The organism is Rahnella sp. BCC 1045 (genome assembly GCF_019049615.1).
GTDB classification, from domain to species: domain Bacteria; phylum Pseudomonadota; class Gammaproteobacteria; order Enterobacterales; family Enterobacteriaceae; genus Rahnella; species Rahnella contaminans.
In genome coordinates this window covers 1-26,180 of record NZ_JAFMOZ010000100.1, presented here as the reverse complement: position 1 = coordinate 26,180, position 26,180 = coordinate 1, and the positions used below count along the sequence as shown (strand labels likewise).

Genomic DNA, 26,180 nt, shown 5'->3' with positions numbered 1-26,180 from the left:
CTGATTCGTAATGTACTTTCCTTCTTCACATTATTTCGTGAAGTAGTGCATTACTATCACCAGACGAAAAAACCCGCAAGATCCCCTGCAGGTTTTGTGATCAGATTTGAGAGGAGTTTCACGAAATGAGCTGCAAATAATCAGCGTCAGGCGGATGAAAGGGTGCCGGTTATCCGGCTTTGAGCATATCGAAAATGATCTTTGCATAGCCTTTCGAGACGGCAGGGTTGGAGAGATATTGCATCATTATGTTCTGCTGCGCGGCATTACTGTCCATCACCGCTTCATCAACTGCTTTGATGAAATCGCCCAGCATCGCCTGCTCCGGCGTGTTATTGGCAATCTGCTTCATGACCTTTTTATTTTCAGAAATTTTGCCGCACGTCGCGTGCAAGCTGCTGATCAGATCTTTGTCAGTCAGGTTGTCAGTGATAAACAGCTCATTTAGCCTTCCCAAAACCTGCGACATAAACTCCTCTTTCCTGTCTTTCGGTTTTGCCGTTCCGACATCGTTGCCCGGCGGTAAACCCTCACCCTCGTTTCCCGCTTTCAGTCTGATATGTTGCTCGCGGATCTTCGACAGCCGGTAATGGCTCATGACGACGTTATTCAAATCGACGTCGTCTTCCTGCACTTTCAAATCCCTGAGCAGCGGGCGCAGATGGCGGGCGAACAGGCTGAGTTTTTCGAGATCTTTATTGTCGTAATCAACAATCTGCGAAATGAATTCATAGAAACGCACAAAGCTGCCCAGATCCTTTCTGAAAATCTCCAGCCGGTCTTTTTCCTGTTTGCACTCTTTAAACGCATTTTCCGCATTGACGATCAGCACCGGATCCTGCGTTTTTTGGGTGCGCTCAAACATCTTTTTAGCCAGCAGATAGGCGTCCGTCGCCGAGAGATAGCGCTGATCCCAGCGGTTCACGGCGGGTTTGCAGATGTTGCTCAGCGCCGCGCTGGATTTATTCTGCGTGTAGAACGCCGTGCAAAACTGTTCCACCTCGCTCCAGTTAAAAATTCCGCTGGTGCGCAGCTTTTCGAACAGTTCGAACACCAGTGCCGGGTCGCTGATATCGAGCAGTTCGGCGGTCTGATAATAGGGCTGGAATGCCTGCAAAATATCATCGGGCTGGTTGTAGAAATCGAGAATAAACGTGCCTGATTCTGCTTTACCGGGATATGTGCGGTTCAGCCGTGACAAGGTCTGCACACATTCGACGCCGCCGAGCGGTTTATCAACGTACATCGCGCACAGCTTCGGCTGATCAAAACCGGTCTGGAATTTGTTCGCCACCAGCATCACCTGATAATCATCGCTGTCGAACGCCTTGCGCATATCGCGCCCTTTCAGGCCGGGATTCATGTTCATTTCGGTGAATTTTTGGTTGAGGTACGCCGCGCTGTCCGGATCGCTTTCGCGAAATTCCACTTCACCGGAGAACGCCACCATCGCACTGATTTTGCCGCAATGGTTTTCACTGATGTATTTATCGAAGGCCAGTTTGTAGCGCACCGCTTCCTTGCGCGAACGGGTCACGACCATGGCTTTCGCCTGCCCGCCGAGCAGGTGCATGACGTGATTTTTGTAGTGTTCAGCGATCACTTTCACCTTCTGAGAGATGTTGTAATCGTGCAGGCGCACCCACTGGCTGAGGCGGGTTTTCGCCCGTTTGCTGTCGACCTCTTTATCGGCGTTGGCCTGCTTTTGCGCCAGTTTGTATGCCACGGAATAGGTGACGTAATTCTTCAACACATCGAGGATAAAACCTTCTTCAATCGCCTGACGCATGGAATAAACGTGGAAAGCCGCCGGTTTATTGGTTTTTGACGCCGGTGCATTCGGGTCGGGTAACTGGCCGAACAGCTCGAGGGTTTTAGCTTTCGGCGTGGCGGTAAACGCGTAGTAATTGAGATGATTACTGCCGCGACGCGCGGCCATGGTGGCGTCCATAATGTCTTCGGATGACAACTCCGCGTCGTCGTCCGTGGCTTCGAGCATCAGCACTTCTTTCAGCTGCCGCGCGGTCGACCCGCTTTGCGACGAATGCGCCTCATCGGCAATCACTGCGTACTGACGCTGTTTCAGGCTCAGGCTGTTTTCAATGGCTTTGAGCACAAACGGGAAAGTCTGGATCGTCACGATAATGATCGGCTGCGAGCTTTCCAGCGCAGCCGCCAGTTTGTCGGCTTTCGAACCGTCACCGATTTTGTTGCTGATCCGCCCGACCACGCCGTCGGCATGTTCAAACTGATCGATGGTGTCCTGAAGCTGATCGTCGAGCACCGTGCGGTCGGTGACAACAATCACCGAGTGAAACTGTTTTTCACCGTTGGCGGCATACAGCCGGGAAAGCTGGTGCGTCACCCAGGCAATTGAATTGGATTTCCCGGAACCGGCGCTGTGCTGAATCAGGTATTTATGCCCGCAGCCCTCTTGCGTCGCGGCGCGCACCAGTTTGCTCACCACATCCCACTGATGATAGCGCGGGAAAATCAGCGTCTCTTTTTTGAATTTCAGCCCCTGCCAGTCTTCTTTTTCTTCGATTTGCAGATGGACGTAGCATTCCAGGATCGTCAGCAAATTATCCGGCAGCAGCACTTCGTTCCACAGATACGCGGTCGCGTAGGTATTGGTGTCCGCTGGCGCTGGATTGCCTTTTGCACCTTCCGCTGTGCCTTTGTTGAACGGCAGAAATAACGTCTCACCGCCCGCCAGCCGGGTGGTCATAAACACGTCAAACTGACTGACGGCAAAATGCACCAGCGCGCCGCGTTTAAACGTCAGCAGCGGTTCGGGCTTTTTGGTTTGCGGATTTTTTGGCAGGCGCGTCGTTTTGTACTGTGAAATCGCACTTTGCACCGACTGTTTGAATTCGGATTTCAGCTCCAGCGTCACAACCGGCAGGCCGTTGACGAACAACACCAGATCGATACGCCAGTTTTTAGCTTTACTGCCGGTGGCCGCAAAGTGTTCCGCGCTGGCATACGGGCTGTAAATCAGCTCCGGCACCACGCGGCAGATATTTTGCTGATACCGCGCCAGCGTATCAGGGTTCAGCCCGTGTTCCGGTTTGAACTGGCACAGTTTAAAACTGGCGTTACGGATATTGAGGGGATGCCGCAACACGCCGAGCGTACCAAATGTGCGCGAATGTTTGTCGGTGTCATTCTCACCGGCTTTTTGCAACCGCGCGACCAGTGCATCGAGGAAATACCGTTCAGCCTCCTGCGGATACACCCGCGCCAGCTTCTCCCACTCTTTCGGCTGCGTGGTTTGCACAAAAGCCAGCACATCCTGCGTGTACAGCGCCCGCACGCGATCGTAGCCGTCAGGTTTACCGGTGATCCAGCCGTTAGCGCACAACTGCGCAATTATCTCATCCTGAAAAATCCGCTCTCTGGTAGGATCCGACATCATGCCATCACCTCGTCGGATTCGGTTTGCGTGACATGAACCTGCCAGTCGCGCACGTCGATTTTGCCGGTGACAGCGGCGGAGATAAGGGCGGTGCGTCGTTCTTTTAGCAGATTAATTTGTTGTTGCTGGAGTTCGATCAGGGTGTCGATTTTGCTGGTTTCGTGATCGAGGAAGGCGGCGATTGATTCAGACAGTTCATATGAGCACTTGGGAACGGGTAAAAGGCCAATAAACTCCCAGTTAGCTCGTGGCATTTTAGAACCGTAAGTAGCGGAGTTAACTTGCTCTATAAATTCCTTAGCCAATGAAAAATAGTTGAGAAACTTCGAATGCAGCTTATTTGTTCGTAGAATTAAAAACTCAGAGGAACATACTCCAGAAAAAGTGGCTAACCACGACTTAGCAAGGTAAGGCCTTAACTTCCCAAAAAGAACATCTCCTTTTCTAAATGGTAATGACATTCCATCAGGAACAGCATCTTCTTTAAAGGAGTATTTTCCGCTTCCACTCGAAATATTTTCCAAACCTACATACACTGAATTACTCACAAACATTTTTTCAGAATATAAAGAGACGACAAACTTTAACCTCATTATATCCCAATCTATCGGCACTTCCCCCAACCACTCAACCCCCGAATCTTTCATCGGCACTTCAGGGTCCAGCCCTTTGGTCACCGCATGGCTGATCACTGCCTGACGTTTTTCTTTCAACAGTTCAATCAGTTGTTGCTGCTTTTCGATCAGGATATCGATTTTGGCGGTTTCGTGATCGAGGAAATTTAAAATTAATTTTTGCTCAAGAAATGTTGGAAGAGGCAAATTCAAACCCTTAATAACCCCTGAGTTTAATCCGTGCATGATTGAGCCCTTGCCTTGAATGAGCATTTGATGCTTTATCTCAGGTGACTCATCAATTAATAATTTAAAAAACCTTGGAATTATAATTTTCTTATTAACACGAATACGCAGCAAATGAGAGTCAATTATTCCTTTTTTTGCTTCATAAGGAAAAATCTCACATTTACCACTAGTGCCCATCAGAGTTATCAATATATCTCCGACCGAAACCCCATAACAAACCATATCTTTATATTTATTAAAACTAATATTCCGGCTACCTAAAGAGAAATCCTTATTAATGATATTTTCTTGTCCGTAAACCCTTACACCTTCTTCAACCATGTCATCTAATTTGAGGGCACTCCCGAATGGGCCTATTTTAATTCCTTCATATCCGTCTTTAAGCAAATAGCGTACTTGTTTTATCTCCCAAAGAGAGGGTAATTTTTCTATCCCATTAAGTTTAACAACTCTATATTCCCCATATGCCTTATACCGCCCGCTCATGAATGCACCTCCTGCAACAACTTCATGATTTCGGCGCTGACGGCGTCCAGATCGGCGTCGATCTCTTTCAGATCGCGTGGCGGCTGATAGACATAGAAGTGGCGGTTGAAAGGGATTTCATAACCGACGACGCCGATCTCGTTATCTTTGGCATCGCGTTTGTCGGCGTTGATCCAGGCGTCGGGGACGTGTGGTTTTACCTCACGTTCGAAATAGCTTTCGACAAGCAGGCTGGTGGGGATGGCGGGATTGAGCGGGACGTTTTCGTTATCGCGTAACTCACCGTCAGGTTCGAATTCGACGACTTTGCCTTTGTAGCGAAAAGCGCCATACAACGGCTGTTCACTCTCTTTCAGGACTTTCTTCACCACCGGTTCGGCTGAAGGATTTTTGGTAGTCACGGCATCAATGAATTGCTTTTTCTCTCTGGTATCCAGCTTTACGCAAGCGATACTGATTGCCGTTTTCAGTGAGCTCTCAAACTGATTAAAATTATTGCTGGCGTTGTGTTTACCGCCTTCGGTAACACCAAACGCGCTCTGGATCTGACGGGCTTTCTCCATCAGCGTGCGTTGCGCCAGCCACAGGTTGGGAGCGAGAAGATCTTTAATCTGTTTCTCTTTCAGCTCGGGGAAATCGGCTTTGATAATGGCGCGGGCTCCGGTTTCCACATCGCTGAAATCGCCGTAAGTCTGCGCATTCCACGGCGCGGCGAAATCCTGATACAACCGTTCCATCGGCGCGTTCAGCGGCTTTGGCGCGAAACGCAGCGCGGCAATGGCGTCGTCGGTAATCTGCGACGTCAGGCGCAGCGGGCGTTCAATGGTCAGGCGGCGGTAACCGAAATCCGTACTCGCGAAGATTTTGCTGGCGAAGGTTTTCGGTGCGTCTTTTTTGCTGCTGGCGGACTGACGCCCCCGGCCAGACTTTTGCTCCGGCGCTTTCTCCAGCCCCAGCTCGTGTAACGGCGTCGGGCCGGTGGCGCTGAAATCGCCGAATGTGCGGGTGATCAGCGCGATATCGTCCGCGCCCATCAGGTTGCGTTTGGAACCGAGGGATTTGCGCATTTTGCCGCACAAGTCCGAGCCGTCGATCAGCTGAACTTTGCCTTTGCGCGCCGAGTCTTTGTGGTTCGAAAGGATCCACACATAGGTGGAAATGCCGGTGTTGTAGAACATGTCGGTCGGCAGCGCGATGATGCCCTCGAGCAGATCGGCTTCAAGAATATGGCGGCGGATTTCGCTTTCGCCGCTCCCTGCGCCGCCGGTAAACAGCGGCGAACCGTTGAGGATAATCCCGATGCGGCTGCCCGCCGCGCTGCCGTTATCGCGCATTTTGCTGATGAGGTGCAGGAGGAATAACAGCGAGCCGTCGGAGACGCGTGGCAGCCCGGCGCCGAAACGGCCATCAAAGCCTTTCACAGAATGCTCGTCGCTGATGTCGCTTTCGATTTTCTTCCAGTCCACGCCGAACGGCGGGTTGGAGAGCATGTAATCGAATTTTTCTGCCGGCAGCTGATCGTTAGAGAGCGTATTGCCGAGTTTAATCAGGCTGACGTCCTGCCCTTTGATCAGCATGTCGGCTTTGCAGATGGCGTAGGATTCGGGGTTCAGTTCCTGGCCGAAGGCGCGCATCACGGCGTTCGGATTCAGCTCGTTAACGTATTCCATGCCCGCCGACAAAAAGCCGCCGGTTCCCGCCGTCGGATCATAAATCGTGCGGATAATCCCGTCGCGCGTCAGCCCTTCGTCGTCCTTCATAAACACCAGCGCAGTGGTCAGGCGCACGATGTCGCGCGGTGTAAAGTGCTCACCGGCAGTGTCGTTCGAGCCTTCGGCGAAGCGGCGGATCAGCTCTTCAAACACAAATCCCATGTCATGATTGGATACGGCAGCGGGGCTTAAATCGGTGGTGGCAAACTTCTGTACGACTTTGAACAGCAGATTGGCTTCGTCAAGCAGGCTGACAAACTCGCTGAATTTGAAATGCTCGAAGATTTCGCGGGCGTCCTGGGAGAAGCTCTGGACGTAGTTTTCAAGATTATCGCGGATGCCGTTTTGCCCGAGTTTACTGAGGCTCATCGGCGAGGTGTTAAAAAACGACAAACCGTCTGCGGCGCGTAAAATCAGCTTTTCCTGCGCCTCTTGCGGCAGGTTCATGCTTTTGATTTTTCCGGCCTGCGCCACCACCGCGTCTTTGCTTTTTACCAGCACACATTCGAGGCGGCGAAGTAAGGTAAACGGCAAAATCACGCGGCCATACTGGGATTGCTTAAAATCACCGCGCAGCAAATCAGCCACCGACCAGATAAAGGCGGCTGTTTGCGAAAAGTCCATTTTAGTCATGATGTGTTCCGTGAGATCGAATAAAAACCGCATACAAAAAATGGTTTTTAATTAGACGCCAAAATCACACGAAACTCAATAATTCGATCTAAATCAATATGTTAGGAATATTTTTAAAACAAATACCTTACGACTACAGCTATCACGCCTTCATTCCCCATCCATTATTTTTTGTGACACACCTCAAGTTTTTCGCCTTTCTGCCGTTATCTAAATCTTAAGATTCCTTCCAGGGAAACGCCCATGTTAAAGACCATCCGTTCGCGCATTATTACAGCCTGCATCGCCATTGTGGCCTGCTCGCTGGTGATCAATACCTTCCTCAGTTACACCGTTGCAGCTAAATACAACAGTCAGGCGACTGATACCACGCTGAACGCCCTGACCTCCAGCCACACGCAAGGGATCAGCGATTGGGTCAGTTCAAAAACAGGGATGATTGTTTCACTTCAGTCAGTTGCGTTAACGGAAGATCCGGTTCCGGTACTTAAACAAATTGCCAGCGCGGGCGGGTTTACTAACGTCTACGTCGGTTATGCAAATAAAACCGCGAAATTCTCCGATCCGACCGGCGTGCCGTCCGATTACGATCCGACCGGCCGCCCGTGGTACAGGCAGGCAGCCGAAGCCGGGCATCCGGTCGCCACGCCGCCGTATGTTGATGCCGGCACCGGTAAGTTAGTGGTCACATTCGCCGTACCCGTGATGGACGGCGGCACGCTGAAAGCCATTGTCGCCGGTGATGTCTCGATGGACAGCGTGGTGAATAACGTCAATACCCTCCATCCGACGCCCGGCAGTTTCGGGATGCTGGTGGATAAGTCCGGTGTCATCATCGCGCACCCGGACGATAAGCTGGCCCTGAAACCGTTCAGCTCGCTGGCGGAAGGCGTGAATTTGCAGGATTTATTCGCAGCGAAAACGCCGGTGGATATTCAGCTGAATGGCGCAACAAAGCGCGTTCGGGCTCTGCCGGTCGCGGGCACCGAATGGTACACGCTTGTATTGCAGGACAAGAGGGAGTCAACGGCGGGTATGCGTTCGCTGCTGACCTCTTCGGTGATTACGCTGATTGTGATCGTGCTGATTTCGGCCGCCGTGATTGGCCTGATCATCACCCGATCGTTCCGCCGTTTGTCGGTGGTGCGCGATACGCTTAACGCCATCAGCTCCGGTGAGGACGATCTGACCCAGCGCTTACCGACCGACGGCCACGACGAGGTGACGCAAATCGCCCATGCGTTCAATACGTTCGTGGATAAACTCAGCAAGGTGATGTCCGAAATCCGCAGCACCAGTGAATCCGTTAAAATTGCCGCCGACGAAATTGCCGCCGGGAATAACGATTTGTCGGGCCGTACCGAATCCGCGGCGGCCAGCCTGCAACAAACCGCCGCGTCGCTGGAGCAGATCACCGCTACGGTTTCTCAGTCTGCCAGTTCCGCTAAACAGGCCAGCGCGACGGCGAAATCCGCCTCAGAAGCCGCCACACGTGGCGACGAGGTGGTGACGAAAGTCATTACGACGATGGAAACGATTGAAAGCGCGTCGTCAAAAATCGGCGATATCACTGGTGTCATCGACGGCATTGCGTTCCAGACCAACATTCTGGCGCTGAACGCCGCGGTTGAAGCCGCGCGTGCAGGGGAACAGGGGCGTGGATTTGCCGTGGTCGCCAGCGAAGTGCGCAGTCTGGCACAGCGCAGCGCGCAGGCAGCAAAAGAGATTAAAGTGCTGATTGAATCAACGGTGAGCAGCGTGGCGTCGGGTTCCGCGCAGGTGCAGCTGGCCAGCGACAGCATGAGTGAAATCGTCAGTAACGTCTCGAACGTCAGCAGCGTGATGATGGAAATCACCCACGCGTCCGAAGAACAGATGCTGAGCATTCATGAAATCAACAAGGCGATTACCCAGCTTGATGGCATGGTGCAGCAGAATGCGGCGATGGTTCAGGAATCTACCGGCGCGGCGTCAGCCTTGCAGGAACAGGCCACCGGTCTGGCACTCGCCGTCGGGCATTTCCGCGTGTAAGTCTTATTGATGAAATCAGAAGGCCAGACGCTGTCACACGTCTGGCCTTTTTTACGCCCTGCCGCCCTGTTTACGGGCAAAACTGGCCGACAGCCGGTCCAGCAAAATCGCCATCAGCACCACCACAATTCCGCTTTGTAACCCGAGTCCGATATCCAGCTGCTGAATACTGCTGAGAATATCATTCCCCAGACCACCGGCTCCGACCATCGAGGCGATAATCACCATCGACATTGCCATCATAATCGTCTGGTTCACGCCCGCCATAATTGCCGGTTGCGCGGCAGGTAGTTGCACTTTCCACAGCAACTGCCACGGCGTACAGCCGAACGCCAGCCCGGCTTCGATACGCGCCTGACTTACCTGGCGGATCCCCAGATCCGTGAGGCGCACCACCGGCGGCATGGAAAATAAGATGGTGGCAAAAATGCCCGGCGGACGCCCGAGGCCAAACAAAATGGTCGCGGGGATCAGATAAACAAATGCGGGCATGGTCTGCATGAAGTCCATCAGCGTGCGCACGACACTGCCGACGGTGGCGCGGCGTGCGCTCCAGATCCCCAGCGGAATGCCAAACAGCAGGCTGAAAAATGTCGAGGAAAGCGTCAGCGCCAGCGTGATGGACGCGTGATCGCTGTAGCCGCTGTAAACGATGTAAAGCGTGGCGAGCAATGCAAACAGCGCGAAGCCTTTGCCAATACGCCAGAAGCCAATCGCGACGGCCAGAAACACCAACCCCCACGGCGAGAGCCAGCCGGTCAGGGTTTCGAGGCCGCCGGCAACGGCGTCGATGCCAGCCGAAAGGCCATCAAAAAAACCACCGGCATGCACCAGCAGTGCGTGAATGGCGCTGTCGATCTGACGGCTAAAATCTAAGGGATAGGCCATAACGTTCTCTGCATAAAAGACTTAAAGAGTCGGCTGCCAGACATCGGCGAAAGATTCTGCCAGCTGCCAGCGCGAGGTATCCACGCCGGAGAAGAAGTGTCGGACGTAAGGCGACGCCGGAGCGTTAATGATGTTTTCCGGCGTTCCGACCTGCACCAGTTTGCCCTCTTCCATAATCGCAATGCGCGTCCCCAGACGCAGCGCTTCTTCCATATCGTGGGTAACGAAAACCACCGTGCGCTGTTGTTCTGCCTGAAGTACCAGCAGCAATGACTGCATATCACGGCGGATAATCGGATCCAGCGCCGAGAACGCCTCATCCATCAGCAACACCGCAGGGTTCACCACCAGCGCCCGCGCCAGCCCGACGCGCTGCTGCATGCCGCCGGAAAGCTGATGCGGATACTGCGCGGCAACGTGCGCCAGCCCGACCTTTTCCAGCATCGCGTGCGCCCTTTTGTGCCGTTCGTCACGGCTGACGCCCGACACTTCCAGCCCGAACGCCACGTTATCGAGCACGGTGCGTTCGTCAAACAGCGCAAACGACTGAAAAACCATGCCAATCTGGCTGCGGCGCAGTTCAATCATTTCGCGGGCATTCAGGCTGCCCAGCGCCTGCCCCTGAAACAGGACATCGCCGGAACCGGGCTGAATGAGAAAATTGAGCGTGCGCAGCAGCGTCGATTTCCCCGAGCCGGAAAGCCCGACAATAACAAAAATCTCACCGGCTGTTATTTGCAAACTAATATCGTCCAGCGCATTGACCGGCGGTTTATTCTCCTCGCGGGAAAACAGTTTCTTTCCGGTAGAGGGAGAATAACTTTTAAAAACACGACGTAACTCGATGATGGATTGCGTCATAATGGTTTCGCACTCTGTTAATTATCCTGACACGCTAACTCAAAATAATAAAATAAGTGATGTCTTTTAGGATTCTAAATAGAGTTATTTCGCATTAGCTTATGACCATTTGTGAAATACACTCTATTTCTGCCGGGAAACAGGGGCGGAATGATGATGAAAATTCCATGCTTCATTTAACAGCCAGCGGGTCACTTTTTCCTGCTGTACGGACGCCGGTTTACTGCCGGAAGAGATGAGATAATAGCCCCGTTCTGTGCGCACTTCCGGCCCGCAAACGAACAACTGACGGCTTTCCAGCAGCGCCGAAATCAGCGGCCGCCAGCCGAGCGCAATCCCCTGTCCTTCGACCGCGGCCTGGATCACCAGCGAGTACGCATTAAAGGTGCGCGATCCGGCATGGTGCTGCGCGGGCAAGCCCTGCGAACGGAACCAGTCTTCCCACGTCAGCCAGCGCTGCGGACGGGTTTCCGGCAGCTTCAGCAGCGGGAAATGCATCAGTTTTTCCGGCAGCGGATTATCGCCAAGTTTATCCATAACCACCTGATTACAGACAGGAATAACATCCTCGGGAAACAGCTTTTGCGCATGCGTCCCCGGCCAGTTACCGTTGCCAAAATAGATCGCCAGATGGGCGTTGTTATCACGAAAATTATAGTCATTCGGCGAAGTCGACACCTGCACTTCCACACCCGGGATCAGTGCCTGAATCGCGTTCATCCGCGGCATCAGCCAGTAGGTGGCGAAGCCCATGTCGGTGTCAATCCGCAGCGTACTGCGCTGATATCGCGTGCGTTCCATCTGCTCGCTGATGTCGCTCAGGCTGGCGCGGACAATCTGGTAAAGCGCACTGCCCGATTCGGTCAGTTGCACGCCCCGGTGACGCCGTTCAAACAGCGGTCCGTTGAGCAGATTTTCCAGCATCTGAATACGCTGACTGACCGCCGGTTGCGAAAGTCCGAGCTCATTTCCCGCCGCGGTAAAATTACCGTGTCGCGCGGCCGCTTCAAATACCACTAAAACCTGCAACGGAGGCAATTCTAATTTTCCTGCCATAAACCCACCTTATGCCATGATAATTTAATAACCTCTTCACAGAATTAAAAAGGCATGCGATAAAAATATCACGATTTGCTAATTAATTTTTCTTTCAGGCTAACTATGCTTATAAATAAACCGAATATCGTTATTCTCATGGCCGATCAGTTAACCGCCGGGGCATTACGCACCTACGGAAATAATGTCAGCCTGACGCCCAATATCGACAAACTGGCCGACGAAGGCGTGGTCTTTGAATCCGCCTACTGCAACAGCCCGCTGTGCGCCCCTTCCCGTGCGGCGCTGATGACCGGCCAGTTTTTGTCAAACAACGGTGTCTACGACAACGCCGCTGAATTTCGCGCCGACTCGCCGACCTTCTGCCATTATCTGCGCGAACAGGGTTACCAGACCTGGCTTTCCGGCAAGATGCATTTTTGCGGCCCGGATCAGTTGCACGGTTTTGACGAGCGCCTGACCACCGATATTTATCCGGCAGATTTTGGCTGGACGCCGGACTGGGCAAACCCGGAACGCCGTCTGGACTGGTTCCACAACATGAGTTCAGTGCTGGAAGCCGGTGAGTGTGTACGCACTAACCAGCTGGATTTCGATGATGAAGCGCTGTTTATGGCGCGCCAGCGGTTGTACGACGCAGCACGGAAACCGGACGATAAGCCGTTTCTGCTCCTGCTTTCACTGACGCATCCGCATGATCCGTTTGCCATTCCGCGCCGTTATCTCGACCGGTTTGCGCAGGAAGATATCGATCTGCCGAAAACCGGCGCGGGCGATGTGGAAGACGACGCGCACTCGCAGCGCCTGCGCGCCATGTATCAGCTCGAAGACGGTTTGCTCAGCGACGAACAAATCCGCCGCGCCCGTCACGCCTATTACGGCTCAATTGCCTACGTGGATGACTGTTTTGGTGAAGTGGTCCGCACGCTGGAAGAAACCGGTCAGGCAGAAAACACTGTGGTATTTGTGATTGCCGACCACGGCGAAATGCTGGGTGAACGCGGGCTGTGGTACAAAATGACCTTCTTCGAAGGTGCTGTGCGCGTCCCGCTGATTGTCCATAATCCGAAACGCTTTGCGCCCCGCCGCGTCGCCGGCAACGTCTCTCTGGTGGATTTACTGCCGACGTTCACCGAACTGGCGGGCGGCGCGGAACGCCTTGAGCACCCGGTTGCACCGCTCGACGGCCACAGTCTGGTGCCACATCTTAACGGCCAGCCGGGGCCGGACGAAGCCTGCGCTGAATATCTGGCGGAAGGCGCGATTGAGCCGATGGTGATGATCCGCCGCGGGCCGTGGAAATACATTCATTCGCTGACTGAAGCGCCACATTTGTACCAGCTTGAGCAGGATCCGTTTGAGCTGAAAAACCTCGCAGCGCTGGCCGAACATCGCGATACCGTCGCGGCGTTTGCGGCCGAAATCGCCGCCCGCTGGGATTTAAATACCCTGAATAAACAGGTTCGCGCCAGCCAGTTAAAACGGCTGTATCTGACCGAAATCGCCGGGCGGGATGCTATTCCGCAATGGGATTTCCAGCCGCATCAGGCCGCTTCGCACCGTTTTATCCGTAACCACCAGACGCTGGACGAGCAGGAAGCTTTTGCCCGTTACCCGCGCCCTAATAAACACCCGACCGGGGAATAAGATGATGATAAAAAGACTCACCACGCTGATGCTTCTGGCCAGTGCCAGCCTGCTGCCTCAGAGCAGTTTCGCCGCTGACGACGCCCGATGTGCCACCGTTAATCAGTCCGACCCCGGCTGGACGGATATTGCGGCGACCAACGCCGTGTCCGGCGTGGTGCTGAACGCGCTGGGTTATCAGCAAAAAGTGCAAAACCTTTCCGTCGCGCTGGCATTTCAGGGATTGAAAACCGGCCAGCTGGATGTGTTTTTAGGTAACTGGATGCCCGCACAGGCACCGGTTATCGCGAAATTCACCGATGACATCAGCGTCATCGGCGCTAATTTACCGGCGGCCAAATTTACGCTGGCCGTACCGGATTACGTGGCAAAAGCGGGCGTGAAGGATTTCGCCGATCTGGAGAAATACGCGGATAAGTTTGATCACAAGATCTACGGCATCGCGCCGGGCGCACCGGCAAATCAGAACATTAAGAAGATGATCGACCAGCATGATTTTGGTTTGCAAAACTGGAATCTGGTGGAGTCGAGCGAAAGCGGCATGCTGGCGCAGGTAACGCGGGCAGTGGATCGCAAGCAATGGATTGTGTTTCTCGGCTGGGAACCGCATGCCATGAACACGCGCTTTAAGCTGACGTATCTGAGCGGTGGCGATAAATGGTTTGGTGCGAACTATGGCAGTGCGACGGTGAACACCGTGACGCGCAAAGGTTTTGCCGGACAGTGCCCGAATCTCAACCGTTTCTTCACGCAGCTGAAATTTAACGTACCGCTGGAAAACGCCATCATCACCCGCGTGCTCGATGACAAGCAAAGCCCGGAAGACGCCGCCCGCGCCGAACTGGCGAAACATCCGGAACTGCTGACCGGCTGGCTGAACGGCGTGACCACCCGCAACGGTCAACCGGCAGAAAGCACGGTGAAAAAAGCGCTGGGGATCTGATCGCCCGGAGTGAACACAAAAAAAGCCAGGCAACTTATGTGCCTGGCTTTTTTGTGTCGGACGTTTATCAGTCCGTCGTCCGCCGTTTAAGCGTCTGCATCTTTCAGCTGTCTTTCCACCAGAGTTACCCAGATGCCGATGCCCAGAGGAATGAGATCATCATTAAAATCGAAACGGGCATTGTGCAGCGACGCGGAAGGTTCTGCGCCGTCGGCACCCAGCCAGAAATAAGCCCCGGGACACCGCTCAAGCAAATACGCAAAATCTTCTGCCGCCATCGAGGGCGGATTATTGAAATGCACTTTTGTTACGCCCGGCGAGTGCTCGGCGGCTTCGCGCACATTTTCGGCCTGCGCCGGATGGTTTTTCGTGACCGGATAACCGAACTCCCAGCGAACTTCGCCTGTAACACCAAACGGCAGCGGCACGGACTTGACGTATTCTTCAATCAACCGCCAGCAGGTCATGCGCGTTTCATTGCTCTGGCAGCGCAGCGTGCCGGACATGTGCAGCGTTTCCGGGATCACGTTGATTGCCTCGCCCGCCTGTAATTGCGTCAGGCTGATCACCGTTTGTTCCAGCGGCGACAGGCGACGTGAAATCAGACTTTGCAGCGACAAAATCAGCTGCGCGCCGGCCACCACCGGATCCGCACCCAGTTCCGGCATCGCCGCATGGCAGCCTTTGCCGGTGAGCGTGATGTGAAAATTATCCTGCGACGCCATCATCGCGCCCTGGCTGACCGCCACTTCACCGACCGGCAGGCCGGGCCAGTTATGCAGCGCGTACACTTCCTGCATCGGAAAATGTTCAAACAGCCCTTCATTAACCATCATCTGGCCGCCCCCGGCATTCTCTTCCGCCGGCTGGAAAATGAAATGTACCGTGCCACGAAAATGGCGGTTTTCACTGAGATGTCGCGCCGCGCCGAGTAACGTCGCCGTATGGCCATCGTGGCCACAGGCATGCATCAGGCCGGGATTTTGCGAGACGTGTTCGAAATCATTGAGTTCCTGAATCGGCAGCGCATCGATATCCGCGCGCAGGCCGATTGAAGGCCCGTCGCCGTTGCGCAGGGTCGCGACAATACCTGTTCCGGCGAGTCCGGTGTGGACGTCCAGGCCGAAAGACAGCAGCAGTTCACTGATTTTTCGCGAAGTATGATGTTCATTCAGACCCAGCTCTGGCCGGGTGTGGAGTTCACGGCGTAACTGTTTGGCTTGTTTAATAATCTGCTCGGAAATGACCGCCATAAACCCTCTGTGCTGATCTGAATTCAGTGCGGCGGGCCTGACCCGCGGGCACATTGTTAATTTAAAGTATCACATTCAGAACGATTGGGTTAAACGTCAAATAAGGCCCCCATCGCTGGACAGAGGATGCGGATTTGCCCGCCTTGCGCATTTTCAGAATTTGCCCAGTATTTGCCGGATCATTCAGTTGTGCTTGAATGAAAAACGCCCCTGAAATCGTACTTTTATTGCGCGCAATCGTTATTCAGAATCGCTAAGTTATATTACTACCCCCTCCTGCATGAAATTTGCCTTAATACAGTTTTTTATCTTTACCAACATTAAAACTTTCATTCCACATAAAAATTACATTTATATTAATTCAACAATAAAATTAACCTTTAATATTATCTCGCGCCACCAACCTGGTTTTGTAATTTAAATATTTCTGGTCAGTAACAATGAATCATTGCATAGTAGTTTCGTCATGGAGTGTGCTAACAATCATTTGGACGTTATAACCAGGTCATAACACAGCAAATCAACAATATAACAACGTTATTAAATATTATTTAATAACACAGAGGATCTTCATGCGCGTAAACATGCCAGTGACACAACGGGAATATGGTTTAGATCCCGACACCACATTAATGTCCACGACGGATGTCAACAGCCGGATTATTTATGCGAACTCCGCGTTTATCAATGTCAGCGGATTCTCCGAAGACGAACTGATCTTCAAACCCCACAATTTAGTCCGCCACCCCGACATGCCAGTCGAAGCCTTTGCCGACATGTGGTTTACCCTGCAACAGGGCGACAGCTGGACGGGGCTGGTGAAGAACCGCCGTAAAAATGGCGACCACTATTGGGTTCGCGCCAACGTCACGCCGGTACATCATCAGGATAAACTGACGGGATATATTTCCGTGCGCAATAAACCCACAGAGCACGAAATTAAAACCGCAGAAGAATTATACAAATTAGTTAAAGATAAAAATGCCGGAAGCCGGAAGTTTTATAAAGGTCTGGTGGTGCGCACCGGTTTATTTTCACTCGTTTCGGTATTACAAAAACTGCCGGTAGGCTGGCGTTTACGTTTACCATTATTTATCGCGGGCATTTTCCCGCTGTTATTTCCGCTGACGGGGACCAGTCAGACATGGGTAGCTATTTCAACTATGGTCCTGTTACTGCTCGCCGATCTCTTTTTGCAAACACAAATCCGCAATCCGATAAAAACGATTCTGGGTCAGGCGCAGCAGGTAGTCTCCGGGAAAAAAGCCGATTCCGTGCATTTTAACCGCGTCGATGAAATTGGTTTGCTGATGCGTTCAGTGAATCAGTTTGGCCTGAATCTGCATTCTCTGGTGGAAGATGTCGGGGCGCAGGTCGGCGGGATTTCAAATATCAGCAATCTGATGTCAAAAAACAGCACGGCGCTCAGCGCACGTACCGAAGAAACGGCGGCCAATCTTCAGCAAACCGCTGCGGCGATAGAAGAGATTGCCGGTGCCGTCGGGCAAAGCGCCGACACCGTGATTCAGGCCAGCAAACTGGCGGACAGCGCCGCATCCGTGGCGAAGAAAGGCGGCGAAATCATGCAGGACACGATCGGCATGATGCAGTCAATTTCGCAGGCCAGCAGCAAAGTCGTGGACATTATTTCCGTGATTGACGGCATTGCCTTCCAGACCAACATTCTGGCGCTCAATGCCGCCGTGGAAGCCGCCCGCGCCGGAACCGAAGGCCGCGGATTTGCCGTGGTCGCCGCGGAAGTACGCGTGCTGGCGCAACGTTCTGCTACCGCTGCCAAAGAAATCAAAGCACTGATCGAAGCGAATATGCACAGCGTTGAAACCGGCGGTCAGATGGTAGAAAGCGCCGGTCAACAGATCAGCGAAATTATCGGTGAAGTGGTGCAGATGTCGGGGCTGATTAAAGAAATCAGTCACGCCACCCGCGAGCAGACATCGGCGCTTTCACTGATTAATACGTCGCTGGCGCAGATTGAAACCATGACACAAGACAATGCCGGGATGGTGGCACAATCTTCTGAATCGGCTGAAACGCTGAACTATCAGGCGATGCGGCTGAAAAGCGCCATCGACGTGTATGGCGGTCAGATGACAAAAATGGAGAGCCGATCTGCGCTGCTGACTGGTTTCGAAAAAACCACCGTCAGTTAAGAAATATTCAGAAACTCGCGCGGGCACTCATCTGTTCGTTCTGCCCGCGTCAGAAACCAGGAGTACAGCCGTATTCATTTTGAAAATGACGGATGAAATGGGCGCAGTCGCGGAGACGCTGTCTCTTCTCTTTCCGGCGCGGTATATCCGCATGGGTGATATCCCTCCGGGCACCGCTAACGCACTGGCCGGAAGGATGTTTCCCTATCAGTTAGTGAACGCTTACAACGCATCCATAAAAAAGGCTTTCCTCTTCAGGGGAGAGCCTTTCGCGGAGCTGAAATCCTGCCCTAGCGGTGGTCGTGGCGGTACAGCTCCCATTCGTCGATGTGTCTGCCATCAGGAAATACACAATCTGTCCTGACGCCCTGCTGCGTTTCAATATTCACCGATCTGCCGCCTCTTTCATGGCAATAAACCGCCGCCGGATTCGCCATTCCGGTCTGACGTCTTTGCGGTTCGTGATGATGATTCACACAGCCCGACAGCGCTGTTACCATGATGATGAATAAGAGTTTTTTCATTCTGAACCTTCGTGGAAAGAGTAAGACAACGCGGCGATTCTATTCCCCAACGCTTTCGGTTATCTACTCATGGTTTCCTAAAAATGCGCCTCGTTTGGCCTGCGTTTTGATTTACAGCGGAACATTGACCGGGCTTATCGCTGAGGGCTTTTTTTGCGTATAAACTTTGCCGGTCATTTCACTTTCGGTTAATCGCTATGTCATTTTCGCAGTTTGTTCATCGGGTTCCCGTCAGTTTTTTCGGGATGGTTCTGGGGGTTTTCGGGCTGGGCAGCGCCTGGCGCTATGCCGCCACGCTGGGACTGGGGCCCGCCTGGCTGGGTGAAATGCTCATCTTTGCCGGAAGTTTCATCTGGCTGACGCTGACGCTGATTTACGTCGTTCGCTGCCTGACCGAACCGAAAGCCGTGCGCGAAGAGTTTCTCAATAATAACCAGTTCAGCTTCATCAGCCTACTGCCCGCGGGCGGCGTGCTGGTTTCAACAGGCTTGCATCCGTACAACCTGCTGCTGGCGAACACGCTGATGACCGCCGGTGCCACCGGGCAACTGATATTTTCCGCCTGGCGCTGCGCCCCGCTCTGGCGCGGCGAATTTGCTTCAGAAGCCACCACCCCCGGTTTTTATCTGCCAACGGTTGCCGCCAACTTTATCTGCGCCATGGCCTTCGGCACAGCCGGCAAGTCATCGATATGCAGATATTGTCGTGGATTTTATTTTCGCTCGCCAATCTTCTGCTGGCCGGGCTTATCGTGAAAACGCTGTTGTTGCTGATGAGCGGCAGATTGTTGCCGGGGAAATAAGACAGCGGACGAATGTGGGAAGTGAGCTTCCCGTTTCAGGGTGCGGCATCATGGAAGAACCGCATCCCAGATCAGATATCAATGGTTTTGCCTTTCGGGTAATGCAGTATTTTTTTAATTGTGATCAACACTTGGTTAGGGTTCATGAGCAGTGAACTGATCCTGACGTTGATCACCCGGCAGCCGGTAAACCGGTCAGGGTTATCAATGACAATATCGGCGGCGATAATGACAAGATCGGTGGTTTCAATGTCCTTTTCAGACAGTTTATTTTTAATCCCCAATACTCCCTGTGTTTCAATCTTGACGCCAAAATCATACTCCCTGGCAAGCTTTTCGAGCTTTTCTGCGGCCATGTAGGTATGCGCGACGCCGGTAGTGCAGGCGGTGATCGCGAGGATATTAATTTTTGAGGTTCCTGTTTTTAACGACATATCGCCTCCTTATTTAAGGTTTATTCGTGAATGAGTGATTGCGGTTGATTTTTCTGTATTCAAGAGGCGTGCACTCGTTGATTTCTTTAAAAACCTTACAGAAATAATTGTTGTCCGTGAACCCGCTTTTCACAGAAATTTCCCGTATCTTCAGCGTGGTATTCGTCAGTAACAGCCTGGATTTAGCGATACGTGTCTGCGTAAGATATGCACTAAATTTACAGTCTGAGGATTTTGCAAAGAGCCGTGAAAGATAGCTGGGAGAGATATTAAAGAATGCGGCGACAGAATCCCGATTAACGCCACTGTCATAATTATTGTCGATATACCGTTTAATATCTTCTATCAGTGAAGAATTGGGCGTTGCAGAAGGCGAATGATTAAGCTGGTCATAAATATTATTGACCAGCGCCAGCACCAGATGAGAAAAGGTTTCCGTCGTGGAATCCTGCTCCCAGGCAAGTTCTTCGATGAGCTGAAGAATAGGTTCGCGAATATTCACACTGGCATTTTGTAAGGCAAATTTCTCGACCTCTTTGAACTGATGTCCATCCCAATTAATGATGCTAAAACCAATATCCTGCCGTGAGAATACCAGTGACAATGAAATCACCGGAGTTGACCAGTCAGGAAGATTCCAGCCATTGGCCGGAATATACGTCATGGTCCCCACTGGCTGTTCAAATTTAATAATTTTGTCAGAGCCTTTGGCCACCAACATGTTCATTACCCCTTTCACCGTAAGTTCGAGGCGAGGCAAATGCAGGCGATATGCCATTCCCGGCGGTTCAGCACGGCCGTTCGCGACGAATACCGAACTGGCATTCGCGTAAATGCTGCTGAATTCACTGAGTATCGATTGAATAAATGCGCTCATGGCGTCTCAAATCCTGCATCTGCCGGGTAACTCCTCACTATTACATAATCATTAACATAACGTTATTGTGTTTTACTCAAGCTTTACGACACGACTCACAGAAGTTCAGCGTCCGGAGGCATCAGGCCAGATAACGCTCTGCTTTACGGTGGGAAACGCGCCTGAGCGCTCAAACAATACCGAGATTCTCAGCGATTTTTACCATGATTTTATCCGCGTGCCGCACGGCAGTATTAGAACCTACGCGGACTATTTTTTTATGCGTAAACCGGTCTTCATTTTTAATGCTGACATCATTAGTCAATATCACCATATCTGCATTTTCAATATCAGAAGAATTTAATTCATTCTCCACTCCACTGGCTCCCTGGGTTTCTACTTTAATTGACCACCCCTTTTTCTGCGCAGCAGTCAATAATGCTTCCGCTGCCATATAAGTGTGCGCAACCCCTGTAGGGCATGCCGTTACAGCAATTAACAGAGTCATATTTTAAGTCCTGAAAGGATACAACGTGTAAATTACGCCTTAGATACGCGACTTGTCAGCCCTGGCATATTAAAGCATTCGGCTTCATTCTGGATAACATCTTTAATTTTATTCACCACATAACGCTGTGGCTCTATACCGCAACGTGAAAGATTAGAAAACATTTTTTTCATTTCGGCGACAACATCATTTTTCTCGTAATTATAATGCCCACTAAGTTCGAGAATTTCTTTTAATAAATCCGGCTCATTGAATATCTGCTCCTCAGATTTATTTTTATGTTCATCAGTGATCCATTTTTCCCATTTGTGGCTCAGCACACAGGCTCGGGTCAGCACCGTTTTGAAATTCGACGCAGCCGGGATCAGAGATTTGGACGCGAGATCTTTCTCCACTTCATGCAGTGTCAGATACGCGCGGGTTTCCCAGGTGCCATAAGCCGGAGCTACGTTCATGGCCGTAATACCCAACCCCGGATGTTTGAGCAGAATATCATCCGGCAAATAATCACCGTTATGCTCTTTCAAGCCGACACCGTAGCGGTTACTGATGTCCGACAACTGGTTGGCCTGAACATCATTAAAATGACCGACGTTACGCGTCAGGCGTGTCAGGGTGCCCGTCTGGCCCACGATAAATAGCGGGCGTGGCAAACCGGCCACATCAAGACGCGTATTGAGTTCGATAATAAACTCTTCAAACGCTTCAATGGATGTCAGCCCACCATTGGTCTCTTCGGTTCCTACTTCATAATAAAACTGCTTAAGCCCTTTTTTCTGACGATAATCTTCACAGAACTGAATGAGTTCCACTGTGCGTTGCAGAACAATTTCGATATCAATGGCTTTGCCAACGACATACGGATCTTTCGTCGGGTCAATGTGTAGCAGATCGAAACCGGCATCCATATCCACTTCGTAAGAACGGCGCGCCAGTACCATGGCTTCACTTTCGGGAATATGATCTTTACGTTCTTTATCACGCTGCCAAGGGCCTCCATGGTCGCGGCACAGGAAGTAATCGCCGTCGAAGCCCACTTTCTCCGCGACCGCTTTCAGATCGGCGGCAAAACGGAACTGATCCCAGTTATTCACGTACCCGGCACCGAACTCATCGGCATCCACCTGGTTGCGGCTGGCAATAAACATCAGGGGTAAATCTTTCTCTTTACCCAGTTCGAAACAGGCCTGAATCAGTGCAGGTGACATCGGCCCAATCCCGAGCATTGAGGATTTTTCGCCTTTAACGATGTAGTCAACATACTGCTTGAGTGTGTTTTTCATAGTTTCTCCAGTTATTAATCAATCGAAAGAAATATCGAGTTCTTTCTCTGTTTTAAACTTCGGTTTCATTAAGGTTTTCAGAACTTTGACGGCGATTGCTGTTGCGACTGACCCACAAATCACGGCGATAACATAGCCCACTGGATTGCCGATAATTGGCAGAACGATTAACCCGCCCCAGGGCGCGGCATTGGTTGCCCCAAACCACAATGAGATGATGGATCCGACGGCTCCGCCGAACATATTGGCCGGAATGACGCGCATCGGGTCAGCGGCGGCGAAGGGAATGGCGCCTTCACTGATGCCGATAAGCCCCATGACGAAAGCAGGCTTGCCCGCTTCTCGCTCTTCATCATTAAAAATGCCTTTAAAGAAGAATGTCGCCAGCGCAAGGCCAAGCGGAGGCGTGCAGACCGGAACCGCGACAGCGGCCATGAGTTGTGGATTGGTGGTGATGAGCGCTACGGCAAAGAAGAAGGCGGTTTTATTGACCGGCCCGCCCATGTCGAAGGTGATCATGCATCCAAGAATAATCCCCAGAACCACAAAGGATGCACCTTGCATTCCTGCCAGCCAGATGCTCAATGATTTCATGATCCAGGCCACCGGATCCCCGACCACGTAATAAATCGCGATGCCGGTAATAAAGGTACCGACCAGAGGGATCACGAAAATCGGCAGAACCATACGCAGGAAATCAGGCACTTTCAGGCGGGCAATTATTTGCAGCAACATCCAGACCACCAGCCCGGCGATTATCCCCGCCAGCATGCCACCGAGAAATCCTGCGCCCATCTGGTTCGCCAGATAACCGCCGATAGCTCCCGGCGCGATACCCGGTTTTTCCACCATTGAGTAGGCGATAAATCCAGCCAGAATAGGGATAAACAGGCTCAGGCCTGCGATGCCAATAACCGACATGGCTTTAAGAAAACCCTGATCAGGTACGGCGGCCTTCCCGTTCAACATCACCGACAATGCCAGCAACACCCCTCCGGCAACCACGAAGGGGATCATGTATGAAACGCCGGTCATAAAATGACGCTTGGTATTTTTCAATAAACTGAGCATAGAGACCTCATGTAGGGTGAGAGGTAATGATTATTTTAATAATTAGAATTCAACGTCTATTGCCTGAGAGACTGCCTTATAAATTTCACTGGCCGTTTCACTGCGGCTTATTTCATTTCGGAAATCCTCATTCATTATTTTTCGGGCGAGCCGGGAGAAATATTTCATATGGTCATTGTCGGTGCTGTCTTTGCGAATAGTCAGCATAATGACAATATTCACGGACTGTTCTGCCCACTGAACGGACTCCTGTAATTTGGCAATACTGATGGTTGAGTGAGAAATAAAATCTGACTTCGTATGCGGTATTGCAAAACCAAATCCCACAGCCGTAGGGAATGAATCCTCACGCTTCCAGATATCTTCAGCCAGTTTTTCACGATTCGCCGTTCTGCCCTGTAACCAGAGGTTGTCCGTTAATGTTTTAATCACTTCATTACGGCTGCCGGCCGCAACGTTATGCAAAATACAGTCATGTGTCAGAATTACGCGGGGAATATCTACAGCCACATCCGGGCTGATGAGAAGAGATTTCACTTCAGAGGAATTCCCGGCGGCCAAAACTTTCGCCACCAGCGACCGACATTTCACCAGGCTCAGCCCTGAAATATCATTTTTAATCGCGGGGATCGCCGAAGCGCTCATACTTAATTCGTCGAATCCGAGCCCGGCCAGCACGGGCAATAAAAGGGGATCCGCCGCCAGCTCACCGCAAATGCCTATCCACCGTCCTTCCCGGTGTACGCCATCCACAGCAAATTTAAGGGCACGAAGGAAAGCCGGAGAATAATGGTCATAAACCTTCTCAACCCGCGTATTTCCACGATCGGCGGCAAAAAGATATTGGGTAAGATCATTACTGCCAACACTGAAAAAATCGGCATGTCGGGCAATTTCGGTAATGGCAAACAACACGGAAGGCACTTCGAGCATGACGCCCATTTTGATGGCATCGTTAAAAGGCAGAGCGCGCAATTTCAGTTCTGCTTTGACCTCTTCCAGCACGCTGCGGCACCAGATGACTTCCTCAACAGAAGCAATCATCGGGATCATTATTTTTGCATTCCCCTCTGCCGAGGCGCGCAAAATAGCCGCCAACTGCGTCCTGTACAGACCGATAAACTCTGGATAAATACGGATCGCCCGATAACCGAGAAAAGGATTTTCTTCTTCTGGAATATTCAGATACTCAACCGGTTTATCCCCTCCGATGTCAATCGTACGAAATATCACAGGCTTTCCATTTGCCCTTTGCAGCACTTTGCTGTAATGCCAGAACAGCTCTTCTTCCGAAGGAGGCTGCGGGCGATCCATGAAAGCCATTTCAGTCCGGTATAACCCGATCCCTTCAGCGCCAAAGCGAAAAATGTTTTCCACTTCAGCGCTGCTGCCAATATTGGCCAGCACTTCCAGACGATGGCCATCAGCGGTCAGTGCAGGCTCAGACACCTTTGCCAGCATTTGTTGCTGCTTTACCGCAGACACCGCAAGTTCGCTTTCGTAATACCGGAGAACGGCCGCATCCGGTGCGGGAATAAGCAAGCCGAGGTTGCCATCAAGCACCATGACCTGCCGTGTGTCACCCGCCAGAAGCGCATCATCAAGGTCAGTGATAGTCGGGATCCCCAAAGAACGGGCCAGAATTGCGGTATGTGATGTTTTGCCGGTATGAGAGAGCACCAATCCCGCCAGAAATGATTTATCGAGCGCTAAAAACTTTCCCGGTGTCAGCCGGTCGGCAATAAGAAGAGTGGGTTCTGTAAGACGGAGATCTGAGTGTGGCAAAACCAGTTCAGCGTGAATTTTCATCAGGATCTGCTGGGTAATATCCATAACATCCAGCACGCGCTCGCGGATATATTTACTGGCGGAACGACTGAGAATTTCACTGAACACACTTGCGGCAGAAACTACGGCAGAATAAGCATTCAGATGCTGATGGATATTATCTTCAACCTGTGTTGAAAACGTAATATCGTTAATCACAGACAAATGAGCCTCAACAATATCGCGCTCCACGCCTGAAATATTTTCCAGACGCAGGATTTTTTCTTTTTTCAGCATATTGATCCCGGCGCGGAAACGTAATATTTCTTCTTTTTCCCCGAGGAATTCTTTAGGAGCCTGATTTTCAAGTTGAGCAAAACTTATGCTCTGACAAATCAACGGACGCGCAATCGCAACCCCACCACAGATCCGGGTACCGTGAAAACAAGCCGGATGCAATTCACGCAGAGTACGTGGCACCGGTGACGCAGTTATCGGGGAATCTTCCTGCACCGCCTCTTCCAGAAACAATAATTTTTCCATTAAGTCAGAAAGTTGCAGGCTGGCATCAAACTCATCTTCACCACAAAAAGCAATCTCACAGAGATCGTTCAATAGCGTATCTGTACCCACAAGCGCCAGCGCACTTTTTGCATTGGCGGTTATCCCGGTACGGGAGTTTTTCCAGAAAACCTCCGCGCGAAAGGTATTGCACAAGCGCTCAATATGTCCGGCAGGACGGGCATGGATCCCCTCGTTCAATTTACAGCGATAAATTAATTGCTCAGCCATATCTACTCCGCGTTGAGAATATTTGACGACATTTTATTATTTGCCATCCATGACTCTATCCTCGTGGGAGAATGCAAGCCTGAATATAGTAATTTTGTATCCTTTGCTGTAGCTGAATTTCATCGTTGTAAAAGTGTGATTGTCATCCCAATTTAATCTTTTAGAATTACACGCTTAATAC

19 protein-coding genes are annotated in these 26,180 nt (G+C 51.6%); 5 read left to right on the top strand and 14 right to left on the bottom strand.

Annotation, left to right across the window (positions count from 1 at the left end):
- Positions 1-169 precede the first annotated feature (169 nt).
- Genes J1782_RS04415 through J1782_RS04405 form a run of 3 tightly spaced genes read right to left on the bottom strand, consistent with a single transcriptional unit; the run spans position 170 to position 7,112 of the window.
- Positions 170-3,418, bottom strand: a complete 3,249-nt coding sequence (locus J1782_RS04415; RefSeq protein WP_217152504.1) for a type I restriction endonuclease subunit R — start codon at positions 3,416-3,418, stop codon at positions 170-172.
- The gene (locus J1782_RS04410; RefSeq protein WP_217152503.1) at positions 3,415-4,767 is read right to left on the bottom strand and encodes a restriction endonuclease subunit S; all 1,353 of its coding nucleotides are present in this window, start codon (positions 4,765-4,767) and stop codon (positions 3,415-3,417) included. The genes J1782_RS04415 and J1782_RS04410 overlap by 4 nt, the downstream gene beginning before the upstream one ends.
- Entirely contained in the window at positions 4,764-7,112 is a 2,349-nt protein-coding gene (locus J1782_RS04405) for a class I SAM-dependent DNA methyltransferase (protein ID WP_217152502.1), read from the bottom strand. Before J1782_RS04405 ends, J1782_RS04410 begins: the two co-directional genes overlap by 4 nt.
- A 243-nt stretch (positions 7,113-7,355) precedes the next feature.
- Here J1782_RS04405 and J1782_RS04400 point away from each other — a divergent pair, with 243 nt between their 5' ends.
- Positions 7,356-9,143 carry a methyl-accepting chemotaxis protein gene (locus tag J1782_RS04400; RefSeq protein ID WP_217152501.1) on the top strand — a complete coding sequence of 596 codons (1,788 nt, stop codon included), beginning with the start codon at positions 7,356-7,358 and terminating at the stop codon, positions 9,141-9,143.
- Positions 9,144-9,194: 51 nt separating this feature from the next.
- Here the strand turns inward: J1782_RS04400 and J1782_RS04395 are convergent, their stop codons facing one another.
- The 3 genes from J1782_RS04395 to J1782_RS04385 form a co-directional block, all read right to left on the bottom strand.
- The gene (locus J1782_RS04395; RefSeq protein ID WP_165058550.1) at positions 9,195-10,031 is read right to left on the bottom strand and encodes a proline/glycine betaine ABC transporter permease; all 837 of its coding nucleotides are present in this window, start codon (positions 10,029-10,031) and stop codon (positions 9,195-9,197) included.
- Between the two features lie 21 nt (positions 10,032-10,052).
- On the bottom strand, positions 10,053-10,892 hold the full coding sequence (locus tag J1782_RS04390) for an ATP-binding cassette domain-containing protein (RefSeq protein WP_152324619.1): 840 nt from the start codon (positions 10,890-10,892) through the stop codon (positions 10,053-10,055).
- 123 nt (positions 10,893-11,015) lie between these two features.
- Positions 11,016-11,948 carry a LysR substrate-binding domain-containing protein gene (locus tag J1782_RS04385; RefSeq protein WP_217152500.1) on the bottom strand — a complete coding sequence of 311 codons (933 nt, stop codon included), beginning with the start codon at positions 11,946-11,948 and terminating at the stop codon, positions 11,016-11,018.
- A 105-nt stretch (positions 11,949-12,053) separates the two neighbouring features.
- On the opposite strand from J1782_RS04385, the gene betC reads away from it, so the two are divergent.
- Both betC and choX read left to right on the top strand, forming a co-directional pair.
- Positions 12,054-13,595: a choline-sulfatase gene (betC, locus tag J1782_RS04380; RefSeq protein ID WP_217152499.1), complete on the top strand. Its 1,542-nt coding sequence runs from the start codon at positions 12,054-12,056 to the stop codon at positions 13,593-13,595.
- 1 nt (position 13,596) lies between these two features.
- Positions 13,597-14,538: a choline ABC transporter substrate-binding protein gene (gene choX / locus J1782_RS04375; protein WP_254302916.1), complete on the top strand. Its 942-nt coding sequence runs from the start codon at positions 13,597-13,599 to the stop codon at positions 14,536-14,538.
- A gap of 86 nt (positions 14,539-14,624) precedes the next feature.
- Here the strand turns inward: choX and J1782_RS04370 are convergent, their stop codons facing one another.
- Positions 14,625-15,791, bottom strand: coding sequence for a M20 aminoacylase family protein (locus J1782_RS04370; RefSeq protein ID WP_165058556.1), 1,167 nt, complete (start codon positions 15,789-15,791; stop codon positions 14,625-14,627).
- Positions 15,792-16,363: 572 nt separating this feature from the next.
- Here J1782_RS04370 and J1782_RS04365 point away from each other — a divergent pair.
- Positions 16,364-17,962, top strand: a complete 1,599-nt coding sequence (locus J1782_RS04365; protein ID WP_217152498.1) for a PAS domain-containing methyl-accepting chemotaxis protein — start codon at positions 16,364-16,366, stop codon at positions 17,960-17,962.
- 290 nt (positions 17,963-18,252) lie between these two features.
- On the opposite strand, the gene J1782_RS04360 is transcribed toward J1782_RS04365, so the two are convergent.
- A complete protein-coding gene (locus J1782_RS04360; RefSeq protein ID WP_152324625.1) occupies positions 18,253-18,486 on the bottom strand; it encodes a DUF333 domain-containing protein in 234 nt (77 codons plus the stop codon).
- 197 nt (positions 18,487-18,683) lie between these two features.
- On the opposite strand from J1782_RS04360, the gene J1782_RS04355 reads away from it, so the two are divergent.
- Entirely contained in the window at positions 18,684-19,241 is a 558-nt protein-coding gene (locus J1782_RS04355; protein WP_217152497.1) for a hypothetical protein, read from the top strand.
- Positions 19,242-19,359: 118 nt separating this feature from the next.
- Here J1782_RS04355 and J1782_RS04350 read toward each other — a convergent pair whose 3' ends face one another.
- The 6 genes from J1782_RS04350 to ptsP all read right to left on the bottom strand — a co-directional run bounded on the left by J1782_RS04350 (position 19,360) and on the right by ptsP (position 25,999).
- On the bottom strand, positions 19,360-19,722 hold the full coding sequence (locus tag J1782_RS04350; protein WP_152324627.1) for a PTS fructose transporter subunit IIB: 363 nt from the start codon (positions 19,720-19,722) through the stop codon (positions 19,360-19,362).
- Between the two features lie 13 nt (positions 19,723-19,735).
- On the bottom strand, positions 19,736-20,599 hold the full coding sequence (locus J1782_RS04345; RefSeq protein WP_165058562.1) for an AraC family transcriptional regulator: 864 nt from the start codon (positions 20,597-20,599) through the stop codon (positions 19,736-19,738).
- A 169-nt stretch (positions 20,600-20,768) separates the two neighbouring features.
- Positions 20,769-21,086: a PTS fructose-like transporter subunit IIB gene (locus tag J1782_RS04340; RefSeq protein ID WP_217152496.1), complete on the bottom strand. Its 318-nt coding sequence runs from the start codon at positions 21,084-21,086 to the stop codon at positions 20,769-20,771.
- 32 nt (positions 21,087-21,118) lie between these two features.
- Positions 21,119-22,369 (bottom strand): class II D-tagatose-bisphosphate aldolase non-catalytic subunit, encoded by a 1,251-nt coding sequence (locus J1782_RS04335; protein ID WP_217152495.1) that lies wholly within the window; start codon positions 22,367-22,369, stop codon positions 21,119-21,121.
- A gap of 18 nt (positions 22,370-22,387) precedes the next feature.
- Positions 22,388-23,440 carry a PTS fructose transporter subunit IIC gene (locus tag J1782_RS04330; RefSeq protein WP_152324631.1) on the bottom strand — a complete coding sequence of 351 codons (1,053 nt, stop codon included), beginning with the start codon at positions 23,438-23,440 and terminating at the stop codon, positions 22,388-22,390.
- A gap of 42 nt (positions 23,441-23,482) precedes the next feature.
- A complete protein-coding gene (ptsP, locus tag J1782_RS04325) occupies positions 23,483-25,999 on the bottom strand; it encodes a phosphoenolpyruvate--protein phosphotransferase (RefSeq protein WP_217152494.1) in 2,517 nt (838 codons plus the stop codon).
- Between the last annotated feature and the right edge of the window lie 181 nt (positions 26,000-26,180).

Excerpts from the sequence above, each read along its gene's own strand:
- J1782_RS04415 (WP_217152504.1), bottom strand. The coding sequence starts at position 3,418 with ATGATGTCGGATCCTACCAGAGAGCGGATTTTTCAGGATGAGATAATT.
- J1782_RS04410 (WP_217152503.1), bottom strand. The coding sequence starts at position 4,767 with ATGAGCGGGCGGTATAAGGCATATGGGGAATATAGAGTTGTTAAACTT.
- J1782_RS04405 (WP_217152502.1), bottom strand. The coding sequence starts at position 7,112 with ATGACTAAAATGGACTTTTCGCAAACAGCCGCCTTTATCTGGTCGGTG.
- J1782_RS04400 (WP_217152501.1), top strand. The coding sequence starts at position 7,356 with ATGTTAAAGACCATCCGTTCGCGCATTATTACAGCCTGCATCGCCATT.
- J1782_RS04395 (WP_165058550.1), bottom strand. The coding sequence starts at position 10,031 with ATGGCCTATCCCTTAGATTTTAGCCGTCAGATCGACAGCGCCATTCAC.
- J1782_RS04390 (WP_152324619.1), bottom strand. The coding sequence starts at position 10,892 with ATGACGCAATCCATCATCGAGTTACGTCGTGTTTTTAAAAGTTATTCT.
- J1782_RS04385 (WP_217152500.1), bottom strand. The coding sequence starts at position 11,948 with ATGGCAGGAAAATTAGAATTGCCTCCGTTGCAGGTTTTAGTGGTATTT.
- betC (WP_217152499.1), top strand. The coding sequence starts at position 12,054 with ATGCTTATAAATAAACCGAATATCGTTATTCTCATGGCCGATCAGTTA.
- choX (WP_254302916.1), top strand. The coding sequence starts at position 13,597 with ATGATGATAAAAAGACTCACCACGCTGATGCTTCTGGCCAGTGCCAGC.
- J1782_RS04370 (WP_165058556.1), bottom strand. The coding sequence starts at position 15,791 with ATGGCGGTCATTTCCGAGCAGATTATTAAACAAGCCAAACAGTTACGC.
- J1782_RS04365 (WP_217152498.1), top strand. The coding sequence starts at position 16,364 with ATGCGCGTAAACATGCCAGTGACACAACGGGAATATGGTTTAGATCCC.
- J1782_RS04360 (WP_152324625.1), bottom strand. The coding sequence starts at position 18,486 with ATGAAAAAACTCTTATTCATCATCATGGTAACAGCGCTGTCGGGCTGT.
- J1782_RS04355 (WP_217152497.1), top strand. The coding sequence starts at position 18,684 with ATGTCATTTTCGCAGTTTGTTCATCGGGTTCCCGTCAGTTTTTTCGGG.
- J1782_RS04350 (WP_152324627.1), bottom strand. The coding sequence starts at position 19,722 with ATGTCGTTAAAAACAGGAACCTCAAAAATTAATATCCTCGCGATCACC.
- J1782_RS04345 (WP_165058562.1), bottom strand. The coding sequence starts at position 20,599 with ATGAGCGCATTTATTCAATCGATACTCAGTGAATTCAGCAGCATTTAC.
- J1782_RS04340 (WP_217152496.1), bottom strand. The coding sequence starts at position 21,086 with ATGACTCTGTTAATTGCTGTAACGGCATGCCCTACAGGGGTTGCGCAC.
- J1782_RS04335 (WP_217152495.1), bottom strand. The coding sequence starts at position 22,369 with ATGAAAAACACACTCAAGCAGTATGTTGACTACATCGTTAAAGGCGAA.
- J1782_RS04330 (WP_152324631.1), bottom strand. The coding sequence starts at position 23,440 with ATGCTCAGTTTATTGAAAAATACCAAGCGTCATTTTATGACCGGCGTT.
- ptsP (WP_217152494.1), bottom strand. The coding sequence starts at position 25,999 with ATGGCTGAGCAATTAATTTATCGCTGTAAATTGAACGAGGGGATCCAT.